At 66.0% G+C, this 15,638-nt stretch carries 15 protein-coding genes; 3 read left to right on the forward strand and 12 right to left on the reverse strand.

Translation table 11 applies throughout. The annotated features are described in order from the left end of the window. Positions 1-95: 95 nt before the first annotated feature. A complete protein-coding gene (locus AC0Z2B_RS08945) occupies positions 96-338 on the reverse strand; it encodes a DUF4177 domain-containing protein (RefSeq protein ID WP_416424308.1) in 243 nt (80 codons plus the stop codon). 44 nt (positions 339-382) lie between these two features. After that, positions 383-694 carry a hypothetical protein gene (locus tag AC0Z2B_RS08950; protein WP_476296105.1) on the reverse strand — a complete coding sequence of 104 codons (312 nt, stop codon included), beginning with the start codon at positions 692-694 and terminating at the stop codon, positions 383-385. Between the two features lie 345 nt (positions 695-1,039). Here AC0Z2B_RS08950 and AC0Z2B_RS08955 point away from each other — a divergent pair, with 345 nt between their 5' ends. Genes AC0Z2B_RS08955 through AC0Z2B_RS08965 form a run of 3 tightly spaced genes read left to right on the forward strand, consistent with a single transcriptional unit; the run spans position 1,040 to position 4,371 of the window. Next, positions 1,040-1,924 (forward strand): hypothetical protein, encoded by an 885-nt coding sequence (locus AC0Z2B_RS08955; RefSeq protein ID WP_476296107.1) that lies wholly within the window; start codon positions 1,040-1,042, stop codon positions 1,922-1,924. Between the two features lie 18 nt (positions 1,925-1,942). Then, on the forward strand, positions 1,943-3,538 hold the full coding sequence (locus AC0Z2B_RS08960) for an asparaginase (RefSeq protein ID WP_476296109.1): 1,596 nt from the start codon (positions 1,943-1,945) through the stop codon (positions 3,536-3,538). A 20-nt stretch (positions 3,539-3,558) separates the two neighbouring features. Next, positions 3,559-4,371 carry a hypothetical protein gene (locus AC0Z2B_RS08965; protein WP_476296111.1) on the forward strand — a complete coding sequence of 271 codons (813 nt, stop codon included), beginning with the start codon at positions 3,559-3,561 and terminating at the stop codon, positions 4,369-4,371. Between the two features lie 131 nt (positions 4,372-4,502). Here AC0Z2B_RS08965 and AC0Z2B_RS08970 read toward each other — a convergent pair whose 3' ends face one another. The 10 genes from AC0Z2B_RS08970 to AC0Z2B_RS09015 form a co-directional block, all read right to left on the reverse strand. Beyond that, the gene (locus AC0Z2B_RS08970) at positions 4,503-5,465 is read right to left on the reverse strand and encodes a PDR/VanB family oxidoreductase (RefSeq protein ID WP_476296113.1); all 963 of its coding nucleotides are present in this window, start codon (positions 5,463-5,465) and stop codon (positions 4,503-4,505) included. Next, positions 5,462-6,466, reverse strand: coding sequence for a Rieske 2Fe-2S domain-containing protein (locus tag AC0Z2B_RS08975; protein ID WP_476296115.1), 1,005 nt, complete (start codon positions 6,464-6,466; stop codon positions 5,462-5,464). Before AC0Z2B_RS08975 ends, AC0Z2B_RS08970 begins: the two co-directional genes overlap by 4 nt. A gap of 24 nt (positions 6,467-6,490) precedes the next feature. Next, on the reverse strand, positions 6,491-7,306 hold the full coding sequence (locus AC0Z2B_RS08980) for an SDR family NAD(P)-dependent oxidoreductase (protein WP_476296117.1): 816 nt from the start codon (positions 7,304-7,306) through the stop codon (positions 6,491-6,493). Between the two features lie 27 nt (positions 7,307-7,333). Beyond that, positions 7,334-7,747, reverse strand: a complete 414-nt coding sequence (locus tag AC0Z2B_RS08985) for a VOC family protein (protein ID WP_416424303.1) — start codon at positions 7,745-7,747, stop codon at positions 7,334-7,336. Between the two features lie 24 nt (positions 7,748-7,771). After that, positions 7,772-8,833: a C45 family autoproteolytic acyltransferase/hydolase gene (locus AC0Z2B_RS08990; protein ID WP_476296119.1), complete on the reverse strand. Its 1,062-nt coding sequence runs from the start codon at positions 8,831-8,833 to the stop codon at positions 7,772-7,774. After that, positions 8,830-9,666, reverse strand: a complete 837-nt coding sequence (locus tag AC0Z2B_RS08995) for a polysaccharide deacetylase family protein (RefSeq protein WP_476296121.1) — start codon at positions 9,664-9,666, stop codon at positions 8,830-8,832. The genes AC0Z2B_RS08990 and AC0Z2B_RS08995 overlap by 4 nt, the downstream gene beginning before the upstream one ends. Positions 9,667-9,783: 117 nt before the next feature. Beyond that, positions 9,784-11,205: an APC family permease gene (locus AC0Z2B_RS09000; protein ID WP_476296123.1), complete on the reverse strand. Its 1,422-nt coding sequence runs from the start codon at positions 11,203-11,205 to the stop codon at positions 9,784-9,786. Positions 11,206-11,519: 314 nt separating this feature from the next. After that, the gene (locus AC0Z2B_RS09005; RefSeq protein WP_416424299.1) at positions 11,520-11,987 is read right to left on the reverse strand and encodes an Lrp/AsnC family transcriptional regulator; all 468 of its coding nucleotides are present in this window, start codon (positions 11,985-11,987) and stop codon (positions 11,520-11,522) included. An 82-nt stretch (positions 11,988-12,069) separates the two neighbouring features. Continuing rightward, positions 12,070-13,119, reverse strand: coding sequence for a YncE family protein (locus AC0Z2B_RS09010; RefSeq protein WP_476296125.1), 1,050 nt, complete (start codon positions 13,117-13,119; stop codon positions 12,070-12,072). 3 nt (positions 13,120-13,122) lie between these two features. Beyond that, the gene (locus tag AC0Z2B_RS09015) at positions 13,123-15,534 is read right to left on the reverse strand and encodes a TonB-dependent siderophore receptor (RefSeq protein WP_476296127.1); all 2,412 of its coding nucleotides are present in this window, start codon (positions 15,532-15,534) and stop codon (positions 13,123-13,125) included. Between the last annotated feature and the right edge of the window lie 104 nt (positions 15,535-15,638).

Below are 15,638 nucleotides of genomic sequence, written 5' to 3' on the forward strand. Positions count from 1 at the left end.
ATTGTTTCTCGACAGCTCGAACCTGCACGCATCTCTCAACCGCGCCGGCGCGACACGTTGGTAAAGCCGAATGCCGTACACCGATGCACGAACCATCACGCCGGCTTGCGCAACGATATGACGTGGTAGCTCGCCAGCGAGTCTTTCTTCCCGCGCAAGGCGTCGAGGCATCCGGCCTTGACCGCGACGCCAATCGAGTCGATTCGGTAGAACTCCCAGCCTTCGGCCGCGTGTTGGTTGACGACGTGCTGCAGGTACAAGGCGGCTTCGTTGCCACGGTGTTTGCTGGCCTGGACCTGAATGGTCGGTGGCACTTGGACCATCTTGTAGGTATACATCGCGCTTCCTTGAGTCTGCTGCCTGGTGATAGGTGTCTCGGACGTTAACGAATCCCGTTGATTGAATGCACGCCAGGCGTTGTGTAGTGCTGGGGATTTTCCGATTTGCCGTATCGCGCGGCTGAAGCATGGCCGATGAATGCCGATTTATCGTTGAAATTCAACGCGTTGCAGCATAAAAAGCGCGCTCCTACGCGAAATCCGGGCGTGCCCGCAGGGGTAATGGGCACAGATTTCACGTAGGAACGCGCTTCAAAATCGAGAATTTGAGCCAAGGCGCGGTCGTCTACATCAGGCCGGGCAACCTGATTGATGATGACGTGCGCAATTGCATGAAAGGGTTGTAGGATAGGCACCCTCCTTCATCGTTTTCCCCGGCCTTCAGCGTTAACTCAACTAAAGAACTATTTAGTTGAGTTATCTTTGCACGTTCGTCTCGTCGTTCGCCTCTCTCCCTTGCCAAGCCACCACGGGCATCTACGCTTCAAGCACTTCGAAACGGAAGTCGCTCTCATGTCATTACTTGCGCAAGGCCGCGCTTCTCATCCGTCATCCATCGCTTCGCGTGGATCATCGCGCTACTACGTTGCGCCTCCCGCCGCCTGCCTGTTCGCTGCTCATCCACCGTGAACTGACGCCTCCGCGCCTGCTACATCCATGCCTTGATGCCTCATCCAACCCACACACAGGGAGTGTTGACTGTGGACATTGATATTGCCTTTGAATTGAACGACCGCCCTGCCGTGCTACCGCCCGAGGCCGGTTTTCATTATGTGGACCAGGGTAACTACCGGCGGTTCGAGCTGGTCCAGGGCCAGCCGCTCACTTGTTATTCGGACAGCGCGACGTCGTGCATTATCGTTGCCGTGGTGGCCAGCCACGGGCTGGAGCAAGCGGTCACCCTCGCCCACCTGGACAGCCCGGCGTGCATCACCACGTTCTTTGATGTAATCGCCGGGCAAGCTGCGGACCAGTACCAGGTGTTCGCCCAGGGCGCCAACCCTGCTGACAATGACACGTCGCAGCAAAACGCCGCCCAGTTGCAGCGTTGCATCGCACAGCTGGGTGCCAAGGTGGTCCGGTCGCAACTTTCGCTGCTGCAAGGTGACCCGCGCGAAGGCAATCGCGGCATGTTCGGGTTGAGCTACGACGGCGCGACCCACGCGGTGGCCGGCAACCAGCCCTATACCTTGCAGCTGTTCCAGCGCGATCCGTCCTGTGGGGGCCAGACGGTGTACTGCATCATGCGCCGGCAGGAGGTGCCGCCCCAGCAGATCCGCGATGCGGCCTTGCCGTTTACGCACCAGGAGTTGGTGGAGCTTGCGTCCATCGCCCTGCAATTTCGCAAGAGCGCTTCGGACCCGACCACGGCGTTCACCAATATTGCCTGCCTGGAAAGCGATGAAATTCGCCAGGGCTGGTCGACCACGCCGGCCTATGAAGCGCCCTGGTTCTCGGACCAGTTGCGGTTGGGCGCAGCCTTTGCCATCGCCATGGCGCCGGTGGTCAGCCTCAGCGAGCAGCACCTGCGGGACACCACGGCGCCGTCCTTCGCGCGTTTGCGCACGGCCTTGTTGGCACGCTGAACCACAGAGGGCTCATTCATGAAGATTCTGGTCCTTAATACCGGCGGCACCATCAGTTGCGTGGGATCGCCGCTTGCGCCGATGACGGCCAGCGAGTTCGCTGGCGCCAGTCGCACGCTGGTCGAACCCATCGTGCATCAGCAGTTTGCCAGCCTGCAGGTGGATTACCTGACGTCACTGGCGTTTCCCGAGTCGAGCACCAAGACCCTGGACAGCACCAACCTGCAGCCCAGCGACTGGTGCATCATGGCCCGGGCGATCCTGGACAATTACCCGGCCTACGACGGCTTCGTGGTGCTGCACGGCACCGACAGCATGGATTTCAGCGGTGCCGCGCTGTCGTTCCTGCTCAATGGCTTCGACAGCCAGGGGCTGACGGTTGCTACGCTGGGCAAGCCGGTGATTATTACCGGCTCGCAGGTGCCGCTTTACCACCGGGCGAGCCAGGGCGCGCCGCTGACGCTGAACTACAACACCGATGGCCTGCAGAACTTCTGCGGCGCGTTGGCCCTGGCCCAGGTCGGGGTGCCGGAGGTGGGCGTGTATTTCCGCAACCAGCTGTACCGGGGCAACCGCGCGGTGAAAACCAACGCCAGTGCGTTCGATGCGTTTTCATCCCCCAATTACCCTGCGTTGGCCGACTATGGCATCAACCTGACCCTCAACAACGCCACTTGGCTGCCCGGGCCGGTGCACCCCGGCGTCAGCCTGGATGACGCCACGGTGTTGCGCGGCCAGCAGGCGCTGGTGGCCGCCATTGCGGAATCGATTGACCGGTTTCCGGTGATGCAGCTCAACGCCTTTCCGGCGCAATACAGCATGGCGCCTGCCCGCGCCTTCATGGCTGACCTGGTGCAGGCGGTGGTCAAGGCCGGCGCGGTGGGCATCATTCTGGAAGCTTACGGCGAAGGCAACTTCCCGTCGGGCAACCCGGACAAGCCATCGGAGGGCGCGATCTACCAGGCCCTGGCCCAGGCCAACCGGCAAGGCGTCAACCTGGTCGACTGCACTCAGGTGGTGGCCGGCACGGTGAACAATGGCGCGTATGCGGCTGGGGCCTGGCTGCCCGCGGTGGGCGCGCTGTCGCCGGCCGACATGACGCCCATGGCCGCGCTGGCGAAGCTGATGGTGTTGATGGCGGCAGCCGGCGCGAAGGGCTGGAGCCGTGAGCAGGTGCAGAAGCTGTTCCAGACCAACCTTGCGGGCGAGATGCTCAGCGTCAACCAGCTCGACAGCCGCGGCAACGCCGAGTTGCTGCCTGGGCAGTCGATCAGTGCGCTGGATGGCAGCGCGGTGCTGGTCAACGACCCGGCGGCCGGCCCGCTCCTGAACGGCACCGGTATGGTTGCGCCGCTATGGCGCCTGCCGCAGCCCTTGCCAAGCAGTGCATTGCCAGGCCGCCTGGTGATGCAGAACGACGGCAACCTGGTGTTCTACAGCCGTGACAACCAACCGTTATGGGCCACCAACACCGGCCGTGCGGATGGCGCCTCTTCACGACTGGTGCTCACAGGGTTCTACAAGTCCGCGCCCTCCTCTGCGAGCACGCTGGCCTTGCAGGTCCTGGACTATTCGGCGAACGCCGTTGCCGCAACCTTGTACCCCGCTGTGTAACCTTACGAGAGGAACTCAAGATGGCTACCTTCACCCGGCAGTTCAAACTCAGTGGCATGATTGCCCCGCAGGACCAGTTTCACCAGATTGTCACCGGGGCAGCCCTGGCGGCGGCACCGGATGTGCATTACATCGCGCCCACGCTTGTCCAGGTCGCGATCGTTTATCCCCAGCAACAGACCATCGGTGTGCCGCAATATGCGCCCACGGTGGTAGGTGAACCATCCGGCCGCTACAACCCGGCTGGCGACTGCCAGGGCTACTTCATGTCGAGCAAGTTCCAGCCCAACAACAATTGCTATGCCTATGGTTGCAACATCACGCCCAATACCTTTCCCCAGCCGGGCAGGCGCAGCGGTTACCAACTGACGACGGCCGATTTCAAGAAGCCGTTCGCCGACCTGGGCGCGCTGGTCAGTGGCTATGCGGTCAAGGATGGCCTGCAGCTGGCGGGTACCGATATGCAGCAATTGATGAAGTTCAAGTCGGAGAGGCAAGGGACCACTCCTGGGGCTGGCGTACGCGCGGGTTACCTGGGCGGGCATTTCGTGGCGCTGATGATCTCCCCTGCCGGCGACGCCAACTGGCCGGGTGACTATCACTGGGCGCGTTGCGACAACTCTTCGGGGAGCTGTGACCAGTGGTCTCAGAAGGATGGTTCCGACCAGGTGACCAATTTCGATTTTGCCGGCAACCCGATCAGCAATCCGATGACGGCCAACTGGACCGTCAACCAAGGGCCGGTGTCCAGCACCGATTCCAGGGAGCTGGTGGCGGAGTATGACTTCTATTGCTTCATGTTCGTACCGGAGCAAGGCGTTAACATCATTTAATACGTATTACGTATGATTCAGTGGCGAATCAAGACGCGGCCTTTGGCCGCTGCTACACCCCGTAGCAGCGGCCGCAAGGCCGCGTCCCTTGCCAGCTCCGTGGTGGGCCATGACGCGGCCTTTGGCCGCTGCTACAGGTCTAGTAACAGCGTCGGGGTTTTCGCGCGGGAACAGCACACCATCATTACGTTGTTGCGCGCCCGCTCGCGGTCTGTCAGCAGCATGTCGCGATGGTCCGGCACGCCATCCAGCACTCGCGTTTCACACATCCCGCACACGCCCTGCTCGCAGGACGACGGCACCTCGATGCCGACGTCGCGCAGGGCATGCATGATCGAACGGTTGGCCGGCACGTCCACCTCCAGGCCGCTGCGCGCGAGGATCACTTTCAGTTCACCGCCCTCGCCCGCTGCCACTGGTAACGGCGCCGCGCTGAAGCGCTCCAGGTGCAGGCGCTGGCCCAGTTCCTGGGCCTGGAAGCGCGCGGTCAGGGCGTCCAGCAATACGCCGGGGCCGCAGCTGTAGGTCTCGGCGCCGGCGGCGGCGCGGGCGGCGATGGCGTCCAGGTCCAGCAGGCCGAACTCGTCGGCCGGCAAGATCTGCACGTGCGCGCCGGCATGGGGCAGCAGGCGTTCGAGAAATGCCATGGAGGCGCGCGAGCGCCCGCCGTACACCAGGTGCCACGGCACCCCTGCCCGCTCGGCTGCGAGGATCATCGGCAAGATTGGCGTGATGCCTATGCCACCGGCAACGAACTGGTAGCCGGCCGCCGGCGCCAGGGCGAAGGCGTTGCGCGGCGCACTGATGGCCAGCCGCTGACCCACGCGCAGCTCGTCGTGGATCTCCCGCGAACCACCCCGCCCCTTGTCCTCGCGCAGCACGGCAATGTGCAGGTGGCGGCGGTCCGACGGATCGCCGCACAACGAGTACTGCCGCACGGTGCCCGACGGCAGGCGCACATCAATGTGCGCCCCCGCCTGCCACTCGGGCACGGAATCTGCACCCAGCGCCCGCAGTTCCAGGGCCATGACGCCCTCGGCCTCCAGGCGCATGGCGCTGATCAGCACCTCCCGGTCCTGGGCCGGGCGGTTCATGCCGCACCTTCCGGCACCGCGCGGTCGATGAACTCGCGGAAGGCGCGGCGGTAGTTGAGGGTGAACAGGTCGGCGGGCACCGAGTGCTCGACGAACACGCCGTCCCAGTCGATTTCCCGCGGGAAGATGCCGGCGGCGATGGGCATGTCTTCCAGGTAGACCATCTCTTCGATGCGCAGGTTTTCTTCAAGGCTGGCGCCCTTGAAGTCGACGGCGTTGGCCACGCCCCAGAAGATTTTCACCTCGTCGTAGGCCACCGGGCACGGGAAGCCGGCGACCACGCGCTTGCCCAGGCGCTCGTAGTCGTAGGTGATGGTGGCCAGGCCCGGGGCGGCGCAGTGGTAATACATCATGCAGTCGCCGTCGTTGGCCCACTCGCCGTCGCCGGCGTCCAGTGGCCGCTCCATGACGATGTCGAGGCCGTCGCGGCGCACCTTCAGCGGTTCCACCACGTGCTTGCTGGGGCCCATGGAGACAAAATGCACGAAGGGGAAATGCGCCACGTCGCGGAAGTTCTCGATGGCCACGGCCACGCCGGTGGGCGAATGCAGCGGCTCGGCGGCCAGCCATTGCAGGTCCACGTCTTTCCACTGCTGGGGGTCGTAAAGGTCCTCGACCGGGTCTTCCAGCACCGTCCACACGTGGGCGAAGCGCTCGATGACGCGGTAGGTGGCGATCTTCGCCTGGGGCGGGATCTTGCACTGGTCCTCCAGCGACGGCACGTGGCTGCACTTGCCGTCGGCGGCCGCGAACTGCCAGCCGTGGTAAGGGCAGGCAATGTTCTCGCCGTGCACCTGGCCCAGGGCGAAGTCGGCGCCGCGGTGCGGGCAGCGGGCGTCCTGCACCACGGCCTGGCCGGAAGCAGTGCGGTACACCACCAGGCGCTGGCCCAGCAGGGTGGCCGATTGCGGGGTGGCCAGGTCGGTGCTGCGGGCCACCGGGAACCACTGGCGGCGCAGGGCGGCTTCGGCGCGTTGGCGTTGGGTGATGGTTGTGGTCATGTTCGTCTCCTCATCAGGCCTTGGTCAGATACCTACCACCAGCGCGCCACCGTTCACCGCCAGCACCTGGCCGGTGATGAACGCCGCCTCGTCGCTGGCCAGGAACGCCACGGCGGCGGCGATTTCCTCGGGGTGCACCAGGCGGCCGAGGGGAATGTTGGCTTTTTCGCCTTCCACGTATTCCTCCGGCACCATGCGCGTCAGGATCGCGCCCGGGGTAATGGCGTTGACCAGAATCCCCTGCCCCACGAACTCCTTGGCCATGGTTTTCATCAGGCCCAGCTGCGCGGTCTTCGAGACCATGTAGGCGTAGGAATGCCCGTCCGGCACCTGGCCCCACTGCGAGTTGATGAAGATGACCCGCGGCGCGCGGCTGTTGCGCAGCGCCGGCAGTGCCGCGCGGGTCAGGTACAGCGGCGCGTGCACGTTGATCGCCAGCAGTTGGTTGAAGTTGGCGTCGTCGGTGGCTTCAAGGCCGGTGAGCGAGTACATCATCCCGGCGTTGTGCACCAGGATGTCCAGCTGGCCGAAGTGCTCCACGGCCTGGGCAATCAAGCGCTCGGCGTTGTCGCGGGTGGTGATGTCGCAGGCCAGGGCGATGGCGGTGCCGCCTGCCTCATTGATCTCGGCGGCCGTGGCCTGGGCCACGTCGGCGTCGATGTCGTTGACCACTACGGCGGCGCCACGGGCGGCCAGCAGGCGCGCGTGGGCACGGCCGGCACCGCGGCCGGCGCCGGTGACCAAGGCCACGCGGCCAGTGAACGTCTGCGCCTCGGGGGCCAGGTCCAGCACGGGCTGGGGGGCGAGCTTGGCGGCTTGGGCGGAAACAGTCGCTGTCATTTTATTGTTCTCCAGGTGGCCAGGGCGTCAGGCTTTGTGCGGTTCGGTGATGTAGAGCATGTTGCCATCGGGGTCGAACATCGGCCGGTAGCGGTAGTGGGTGCCGCTGGGGTGCTGCCAGGCGATGGGCTGGTCGGTCACCCACTGCACCTTGCCGTCCAGGTAGGCGATGGCCTCGTCCAGGTTTTCCACCTCGAAGGCGAAGGAGTCGAAACCGGGCTGGTCTTCCACGTTCACGGCGGTGCGGCGGGCCACGCGGGCCGGGTTGTCGGTGTGGAACAGGTACAGGGTCAGGTTGCCGGTCTCGATGGCGGCCCAGCGTTCCTCGGCCACGTAGGGCAGGAAGAAGCCCAGGCCCAGGGTGCCGTGGTAGAAGTCCACCAGGCGCTGTACGTCGTGGGTGAGGATGTCCATGTTGTCGATGCGTTTGAGCTTGAGCATGCGCGGTTCTCCGTTGGGTATCGGTCAGGAATGGCTGGCGTGGGCGCAGGGCCCGCCCGCCAGGGCTTGCAGGGTGCCGGCGGGCACGTCGAGCACCACCGTGACCAGGGTCTGGTACTGGTCGGCGCTGCTGGCCGGGTCCGGGTGGCAGCACACAGCACCGGTGCTGCCCAGGTGGCTGTTCATGGCGGCGATGATTTGGCCGGCGGTAAGGTCGCGGCGGTTGGCCAGGCGCCGGGTGAGCAGGTCGTGGCGCACCAGGGTGTCCGGGTACGTGGCCCACTCGGTGTCGCCGGCCTTGGCGCGGCCATCGAGAAAATGGTTGGTGTGCACCAGCAGGCCGTCGGCGCCGGGGAACACGAAGGCCGGGCCTTCGGGGTACAGCTCCACCGACACCGCGCCGCTCTCCCCGCCCATGGCGGCGACCACGGTCAGCACGCTGGACGCCGAGAAGCGGGTGGCGGCCAGCAGCTGCAGGGCGTCGTTGAAGTCGGCGGTGCTGTCCAGCAGCCAGCGCGACGCCACGTGCACCGGCACACCGATGCCCTGGCCGTCGGTGGCGTGGTGAAGAATGTTGAAGTGCACGCCCAGGCCTTGCCGGTTGACGCCGATCTTGCCGACGATGCCGTACTCGGTGACCGTGGTGGTCATGCGCCCATCGCCATGGGGGATCTCCCACACCAGCCACTGCGGGGCGAATTGCGCGTACCAGTCCCAGGTCTGTACCGAGATGGGCATGGGCGACTGCGGGTCGAGGTGCACCACCGTCGAACATTCACCGCGCAGGGTGGCGCCGGCGTAGGCAAGGATCTCGGTGCGGGCGTTGATGGCGCCCAGCTCGCGAGGGTCCAGCCCTGCCCCTTCGGCCATGCCGAGGATTTCGGCGTGCAGGGGTGGTGCGAAGGCGGCGATTTTCTCCAGCGCCTGGGCGCCCAGGCCCAGCAGGTCCACGGGGCGTTGCGCGGTGCGCTCGAACAGGCCGCGATAGGCCTGCACCGATGCCCTGATCTGCGCGGCGTGGCATTCGCCGAACTCGCGGCCACGGCCATGGGGATCGCTGACGGTGGAACGGAAGACGTAGGTCATCGTGTGCGCTCCAGCTGCGGCGCCACCTGGGCGGCGACTTCATCCAGGCGTGCGAACCACACGTCGCCGTCGCTGACCAGGCGCTCGACGAAGCGCTCCAGCTGTTCGAAGCGGGCGGCGCGGCCGATCACTTCCGGGTGCATGGTGAAAGTGGTGTGGCGGCCGTCGCGGCGCGCCGACTCGTACTCGGCCAGCCACACGTCGGTGAGGGTGCGCGGGTGGGTGAAATTGCCGCCGTTGTCGATGCCCCAGCCGAACATCGGCCAGTCGTCCAGCGACCAGTGCACCGGCAGTTCGAGGATCTGCTGGCCGTTGCAGTGCTCGAAGTACGGGCGGTCGTCGCCCATGCAGCTGGAGTCGTACTGGAAGCCGTGCTCGACGATCATCGCGAAGGTCTCGGGGGTCAGTTCCCACGACGACGAGCGATAGCCGGCGGGCTTCGGTGCGCCAGCGCGTTGCAGGGCTTCCAGGCCGCGGTGCATTTCGTCCTGCTGCTCCTGCACGGACACCTTGTCGCTGCGCAGGTGCAGGTGGCCGTGGTGGCCCACTTCGTGGCCGGCTTTGAGCAACTGCTCGACCAGGCCGGGGTGGCTGTCGGCGGTGTGGCCGGGCACGAAGAACGAAGCCTTGAGGTGGTGGCGCGCCAGCAGCTCGAGGATGCGCGGCACGCCGCGGGTCACGCCGAAGCGCCCTTCGGACAGCGCGGTCAGGCGCCGCGCAAAGCTGGGGCTGTCGCCCAGCAGGCCGGCCTCGGCGTCGACGTCGAAGGTCAGGGACACAGCCACGGGGCTGCGGTTCGGCCACACGGGGCCGAATGAGTGATCAATGCTCATGGCGAAATTCCTTGAAGAAAAGTGTTCCCGTAGCCGCTGCCGAAGGCTGCGCTGGCCAGGGAGTTCAACCGGGATGTCTGCGTTGCAAAGCGGGCCAGCGCAGCCTGGCGGCAGCGGCTACGTGCGCAGGGGCACGGCCGGAGGCTGCTTGCGGTCCTGCCACTGGCGCCAGCGGTACATGACCTGGGACACCGCCAGCACCGCGATGGCGATGGCCACTTCCTTGTAGCCGCCGTAGCCGGTGATGGCGCTGCTGGTAATGCCCACCAGCAGGATCAGCCCGTCGAACAACGCCAGCGCCGCGGCGATGCCGAGCCAGCGTCGTGGCAGGCGAATCGGCCGTGGCGTGTCGGGCTGGTCCTTGCGCAGCACCACGAAACCGGCCACCGCCAGCAGGTGCGCCAGCACGTAGCCGACGTTGCCGGCCACGATCACCGCCAGCGCGTTGCCCACGAACAGCACCAGCGCCACGTTGATCAACAGTTGCACGGTCACCGCCCGGGCGGGCACACCATTGCGGTTGAGCACGCCGAACTGGCGCACGGTGAGGCCGTCGCGCGAGCTTTGGTACAGCGCCCGCGCCGCGTCCGCCGTACCCATCACCGAGAGCACCAGGATGCCGGCGATCAGCACCAGGGTAATGGCCGCCGCCCCGCCGCCCAGCAGCGCCACGGCGCCGGCTTGCAGAAAACCGTTGGGCTGGTTGGCCAGGGTCTGCTCGCCCAGCAGGCCGGCCAGGCCCAGGGGCGTGAGGGTGAACACCAGCAGCAGGATCAACGCCGACACGCGCAGGGCCTTGCGGGTGTCGCGCACGGTGTCGCGGTACTCGGGAATGAACGACGCTGCCGCCTCCACCGCGTAGGCCGACCAGGCCATCACGAACAGCCACGCCAGCACCGTGCGCGCGCCTTCCAGGCCAGCGGGAATGCGCCAGGTGAAGCTGGCGCTGCTCCACAGGTGCGAGGCAAAGGCGCCGCTGCCGAAGATCACCACCGGGATCATCAACAGCACCCCGGCCAGGGTGATGAGGATCATGGTGAAGCGCAGCTCGATCATGCTCAGCGCCCACGACAGCAGCGCCACGCCCAGGGCGATCAGCTTGGGCAGGTCCAGCTGCACCAGGCCCAGGTCCAGGCTATAGGTTGCGTTGGGCCAGAACTGCTCGGTGAGGATCTGCGCCACCGCCAGGCCCCAGATGGCCGGCGCCGTGGCCCAGGCGAACCAGTAGGCATAGGTGGCCAGCGGGCCCAGGGCCGGTGCGCGCCGGCTCCAGGCCTCGTTGGCGTACAGGGCGATGCCGCCGGACTTGTGGCTGAACATGGCGCCCATTTCCGAGTACACCCAGTTGTGCAGGGCGGCCACCGCGGCAATGGTCGCCCACAGCGCCACCGCCGCCCAGGCGCCGATGGCGCCCATGGAATAGCCCAGGCCCACGAACAGCGCCGCGGGCAGGCTGAGGGTGATGGCGACGCCATCCCACCAGCGAATCGTCTTCTCGAAACCTTGCTGCGGCGCGTGGCCGTCGGTGCTCTCGTGCATGGTGTTTCACCCTCATTCGCTATTTTTGTAACAGCTTGTGATGGGTCAATAATAATCATCTTTTCTGCGCATTAGCACGGTTTTATTGCCAGGAAACTGCGCAATGCGCAGTTTGTGTCGCACATAGATACGCGATTATCCCATTGATTATAGCTGCACCAATACGGCGCGCAGGCCGCAGACGGCTTGCAGCGGACAGGCGGGGGCGCGATGCCCCAGGTCGGGGCACCGATGCATGTCGCAATCAGATAAGTGAAATATTGCGCAATGCGCGTAAAAAACCGTGCCGTTATGCGCATAAGCCCGGTCGGGGGTTACAGCTCGATCTCGGAGGCGGGAATGGTGAAGCGGATCTTGTGCACCTTCACTTCCTGCATCAGCCGCACCTCCTCCACGCCCGGCAAGGCGCGAATGCGCTGCTTCAGCGCCCAGAGCGCGTCGTTGTCGCGGCACAGCACCTGCACGCAGATGTCGGCGGTGCCCATGGTAGTGGACAGGTAGCTGACCTCGGTCCAGCGCCCCAGGGTGTCCACCACCCGCTCGTGGTCTTGCGGTGCGACGTTGACGAACATCAGCGCCAGCTTGGCGTCGCCCAGCTTGGCCGGGTTGGTGAACGCCAGGATCTGCAGGATGCCCTGGTCTTGCAGGCGCTTGACCCGGGTGCGCACGGTGGCTTCGGGCACCGACAGGTTGCGGGCCACTTCACGGAACGGACGACGACCGTCTTCCTGCAACTCGCGGACGATGTCCGAGTCGAGGGCGTCGAGTTTTGACATCGGCATAATGGGGTCTCAAAGGCTGCGTACGGGGAACCGATCTGCAGGCTATCAGACTGCATGGGGCGCCGAAACGCCCCATTTACCCTTACTGCGCCTTCAAGGTCAGGACACTGAAGGTGTCCGGGTGGAACTGCGGGTCAGGCTTGGGCACCGCCGTGGTGGGCGCCGGTTGGGTGAAGTCCATCGCCAGCAGGTAGACGCTGGCCCTGGCGGCGTCGAACACCATGTTGTGCGCCCACGGCCGCGTGCCCAGGCTGCCCAGCAGGCGGAAGCTGCCGTCGGCCGCCTTGCCCACCACGCCCAGGCTGGCGTCTGCACCGCTGGGAATCAGCAGTTGCTGGCGGGCGGCATCGAACGCCATGGCGTTGACCGCACGGCCGATGGGCAGCGTCTGCAACTGCGCGCCGCTGGCAAGGTCGGCGATCACCAGCTGCGGCTGGCCACCGCGGCAGGCGATGAACAGCCGGCCGCCCTGCTCGTCCGCCGCCAGCGCGCTGGGTTGATGGCAACCGGGGTAGCTGAGCAAGCGCTGTTGCGCCAGCAGCGGGCCGCTGAGCACGGCGACCTGGTCTTCGTCGCGCAGGGGCACGATGAAGCGGCCATCGCTGAGGCCGATGGGGCCGTCGAGCTTGCGCGCGGCAATGTCCCGTTGGCCCACCAACCGGTCGGTGGCCGGGTCCAGCAGGTACAGCGTCGAGTGGTCGCCGCGACGGCCGCTGGTGATGATCACCCGATCACTGTGCGCGTCATACAGCAGGTTGTTGAGGTTGCCGCTGTCCACCGGCAGGCGCTGCAGCACCTTCAGCTGCGCAAGGTCGAGGATGCCCAGGGTGCCGTCCATGTTGGCCACGTAGGCGCGGTTGTGCCCGGGCACGAACGCCACGGCGTTGGCGCCGGTGGTGTTGGCCAGGGTCGGCAGCGCCTGCTGCTTGTCGACGTCGAACGGTGTCAGGCCGTTCTCGCGGCGGGCAATCAGCAGCAGCGGCCGGGCCGGGTCCAGCGCGGCGAAGCCCCAGCTGTGGCCGCTGCCAGGCAAGGTGCGCACGGCGCTGGTGCGGTACAGCAGGCCATCGTCGGCCTGGGCCTGGGTGCCCAGCAACGCCAGGGCAAGGGCCATCGCTTGCAATGCGCGCATGGCTTAGAACTCCAGGGTCGAGGACAGGATGAACTGACGCACATCACCCATGGAGATGAAGTACTGGTTGACGCTGGAGGTGTAGTAGGTGCGGTCGAACAGGTTCTTGACGTTCAGCGACAGGTTCACCTTGTGGCCGTCCAGGTGCGTGTCGTACGAGGCGAAGGCATCCACCGTGGTGTAGGCCGGCAGGTAGAAGCTGTTGGCCGAGTCCCCCGGGCGTTCGCCCACGTAGTGCGCGCCGCTGCCGACCCGCAGGCGGTCGCCGCCAAAGATATTGCCGAAGTCGTACACCGCAGACAACGAGGCGGTCTGGCGTGCGGTGTTCCACAGGCGGTTGCCCTCGTACAGCTGGTCCTTGGTGGTGATGGCGTCCAGGTAGGCGTAGCTGCCGATCAGGCTCCAGGCGTCGGTGATCTCGCCGCTCACGTCCAGCTCCACGCCGCGCGACCGGGCGGCGCCGCTGGTGCGCCAGTCGGTGGTGGCGGTGGCGCTGTTGTACTGCGAGACCAGCACGTTCTTCTTGTCGATGTCGAACAGCGCCAGGGTGCCGGTGATGCGCCCCGGGATCTCCAGCTTGGCGCCGATCTCATAGGACTTGGCGTGCTCGGGCAGCACCGAGGAGTCGATGGTCACGCCGCTGGACAGCTGGGCGATGCTGGAGGTGGGCTTCAGCGACTCGGTGTAGCTGCCGTAGAACGACAGCATGTCGTTGTACTGGTACACCAGGCCGGCGCGGGGCAGGAACTTCTGGCCGTTGATGTCGGTGTTGGCCTTGAACGGGCGGCCCTTGCCGGCCAGTTGGTCGTACATCTGGTAGCGGCCACCGAGCACCAGGGTCCACTGGTCGGTGAGGTGCACGGCGTCCTGCAGGAACAGCGACTGGGCGCGCAGCTTGTCGGTCTGGTCGCTGTCGCTGGCCGACACGGTGGAAGACGGGCTGAGCTGGCCATACACCGGGTCGTAGACGTTGAAGCCGCTGGTGGGCGTCTCGCGCAGCAGGTCGGCGCGGTAGATCTTGCGCTTCTCGTTGTCGGCGCCGAACTGCAGGTCGTTCTGGAAACCGGCCACGCCGACGCTGCCTTCCATCGAGGCAATCACGTAGCTGTCGGTGCTCACCGCGCCATGGGTGGCGTCGTTGCTGCGGGTGGCGGTGCCGTCGGCGGCGATCTTGGAGATGCGCAGCTGGTTGGCGTCGTACGTCTCGCGGTTCCAGCTGTAGCCCAGGTGGCCCTTCCAGTTGTCGTCGAACTGGTGGTCGATCAGCAGCTGGGTCAGGTCCGAGCGGCCTTCCATGGTGTTGAACTTGTCGTCCAGGCGCTCGGTGCGCGGGATGTCGAGGATTTTGCCGTTGCTGCCCAGCGCCGTGCCGCGGTCGAAGGGCGTCAGGTACTCGCGGTGCTCGTACGACAGCACCGCCTGGGTGTCGTCGCCGTACCAGGCCAGCGACGGCGCCACCAGGGATTCGCGGTGGGTGCCGAAGTTGCGCCAGTAGTCCTCGTCCTCGTAGTCCACCACCAGGCGGTAGGCCAGCGGCGTGTCGCCGATCGGCCCGGTGCTGTCCAGGGTGCCGCCGCTGCCGTCACGGCCGTGGGCGTAGCCCGAGGCGCGCGCGGTGATGGCGTTGTAGGCCTGCAGCGACGGCCGCTTGCTGACCACGTTGACTACCCCGCCCGGGTCCATGATGCCGTACAGCAGCGACGACGGGCCCTTGAGCACCTCGACGCTGTCGGCGGCGGCGTTGTAGCCGCGGCCCTGCACCAGCGGCATGCCGTTGTGCATGATCGAGCCGTCGCGGTTGCCACCGAAGCCGCGCTTCATGATGGTGTCCTGGGTGGACGCCAGGGTGTTGCCCTGGGTGATGCCGCTGACGTTGGCCAGGGCGTCGTCGAGGTTGCGCGGCTTCTGGTCGCGCAGCACCTGGCTGGTGACCACGTTTACCACCTGCGGGGTGTTCAGCGTGGGTTTGTCGCTGTGCAGGATGGAGCTCGAGGTCGGCGGCGCTGGCTGGTAGCTGGTGTTGATGTCGGTGCTGGAGTCGATCTCGGTGGCGCCCAGCTGCAGGTCGCCGCTGGCCACCAGCACGTAGGCGCCATTGGCCTGCTTCTGCGCGGTCAGCCCGGCGCCGCCGAGCAGCACGGCCAGGGCGCCGTCGACGCTATAGTCGCCTTCCAGGGTGGGCCCGGTGCGGCCATCGGTGAGCTGGGCGTTGCCGGCCAGCTCGATGCCGGCCTGCTGGGCGAAGCGCGCCAGTTGCAGGGTGAGGTTGCCTGCGGGCACGTGGAACGTCTGCACCCCCTGGGCGGCCTGGGCGCTGGCCATGCCCAGGGCGGCCACGCTGCCGAACGCCAGGGGAATGACCATGGCCAGGGGCGAAAGGTTGAATCGACGGGTGCGTTTTTGGATCGAAGACATGAGGCCGGTTCCGCAACGTTGGGTAGGTGAAATGGCGTGCTTTCCCTGACACCGAACGAGGCCCTCGAAAAGGGAACCGCGTGTTGAAAAATAATGTTCGCAGG

The organism is Pseudomonas sp. GYB4201, from assembly GCF_056312595.1.

Bases quoted from the DNA above. Each gene is read 5' to 3' on its own strand.
- AC0Z2B_RS08995 (WP_476296121.1), bottom strand. From the start codon at position 9,666: ATGAGCATTGATCACTCATTCGGCCCCGTGTGGCCGAACCGCAGCCCC.
- AC0Z2B_RS08985 (WP_416424303.1), bottom strand. From the start codon at position 7,747: ATGCTCAAGCTCAAACGCATCGACAACATGGACATCCTCACCCACGAC.
- AC0Z2B_RS09005 (WP_416424299.1), bottom strand. From the start codon at position 11,987: ATGCCGATGTCAAAACTCGACGCCCTCGACTCGGACATCGTCCGCGAG.
- AC0Z2B_RS09010 (WP_476296125.1), bottom strand. From the start codon at position 13,119: ATGCGCGCATTGCAAGCGATGGCCCTTGCCCTGGCGTTGCTGGGCACC.
- AC0Z2B_RS08980 (WP_476296117.1), bottom strand. From the start codon at position 7,306: ATGACAGCGACTGTTTCCGCCCAAGCCGCCAAGCTCGCCCCCCAGCCC.
- AC0Z2B_RS08990 (WP_476296119.1), bottom strand. From the start codon at position 8,833: ATGACCTACGTCTTCCGTTCCACCGTCAGCGATCCCCATGGCCGTGGC.
- AC0Z2B_RS08970 (WP_476296113.1), bottom strand. From the start codon at position 5,465: ATGAACCGCCCGGCCCAGGACCGGGAGGTGCTGATCAGCGCCATGCGC.
- AC0Z2B_RS09000 (WP_476296123.1), bottom strand. From the start codon at position 11,205: ATGCACGAGAGCACCGACGGCCACGCGCCGCAGCAAGGTTTCGAGAAG.
- AC0Z2B_RS09015 (WP_476296127.1), bottom strand. From the start codon at position 15,534: ATGTCTTCGATCCAAAAACGCACCCGTCGATTCAACCTTTCGCCCCTG.
- AC0Z2B_RS08965 (WP_476296111.1), top strand. From the start codon at position 3,559: ATGGCTACCTTCACCCGGCAGTTCAAACTCAGTGGCATGATTGCCCCG.
- AC0Z2B_RS08945 (WP_416424308.1), bottom strand. From the start codon at position 338: ATGTATACCTACAAGATGGTCCAAGTGCCACCGACCATTCAGGTCCAG.
- AC0Z2B_RS08975 (WP_476296115.1), bottom strand. From the start codon at position 6,466: ATGACCACAACCATCACCCAACGCCAACGCGCCGAAGCCGCCCTGCGC.
- AC0Z2B_RS08960 (WP_476296109.1), top strand. From the start codon at position 1,943: ATGAAGATTCTGGTCCTTAATACCGGCGGCACCATCAGTTGCGTGGGA.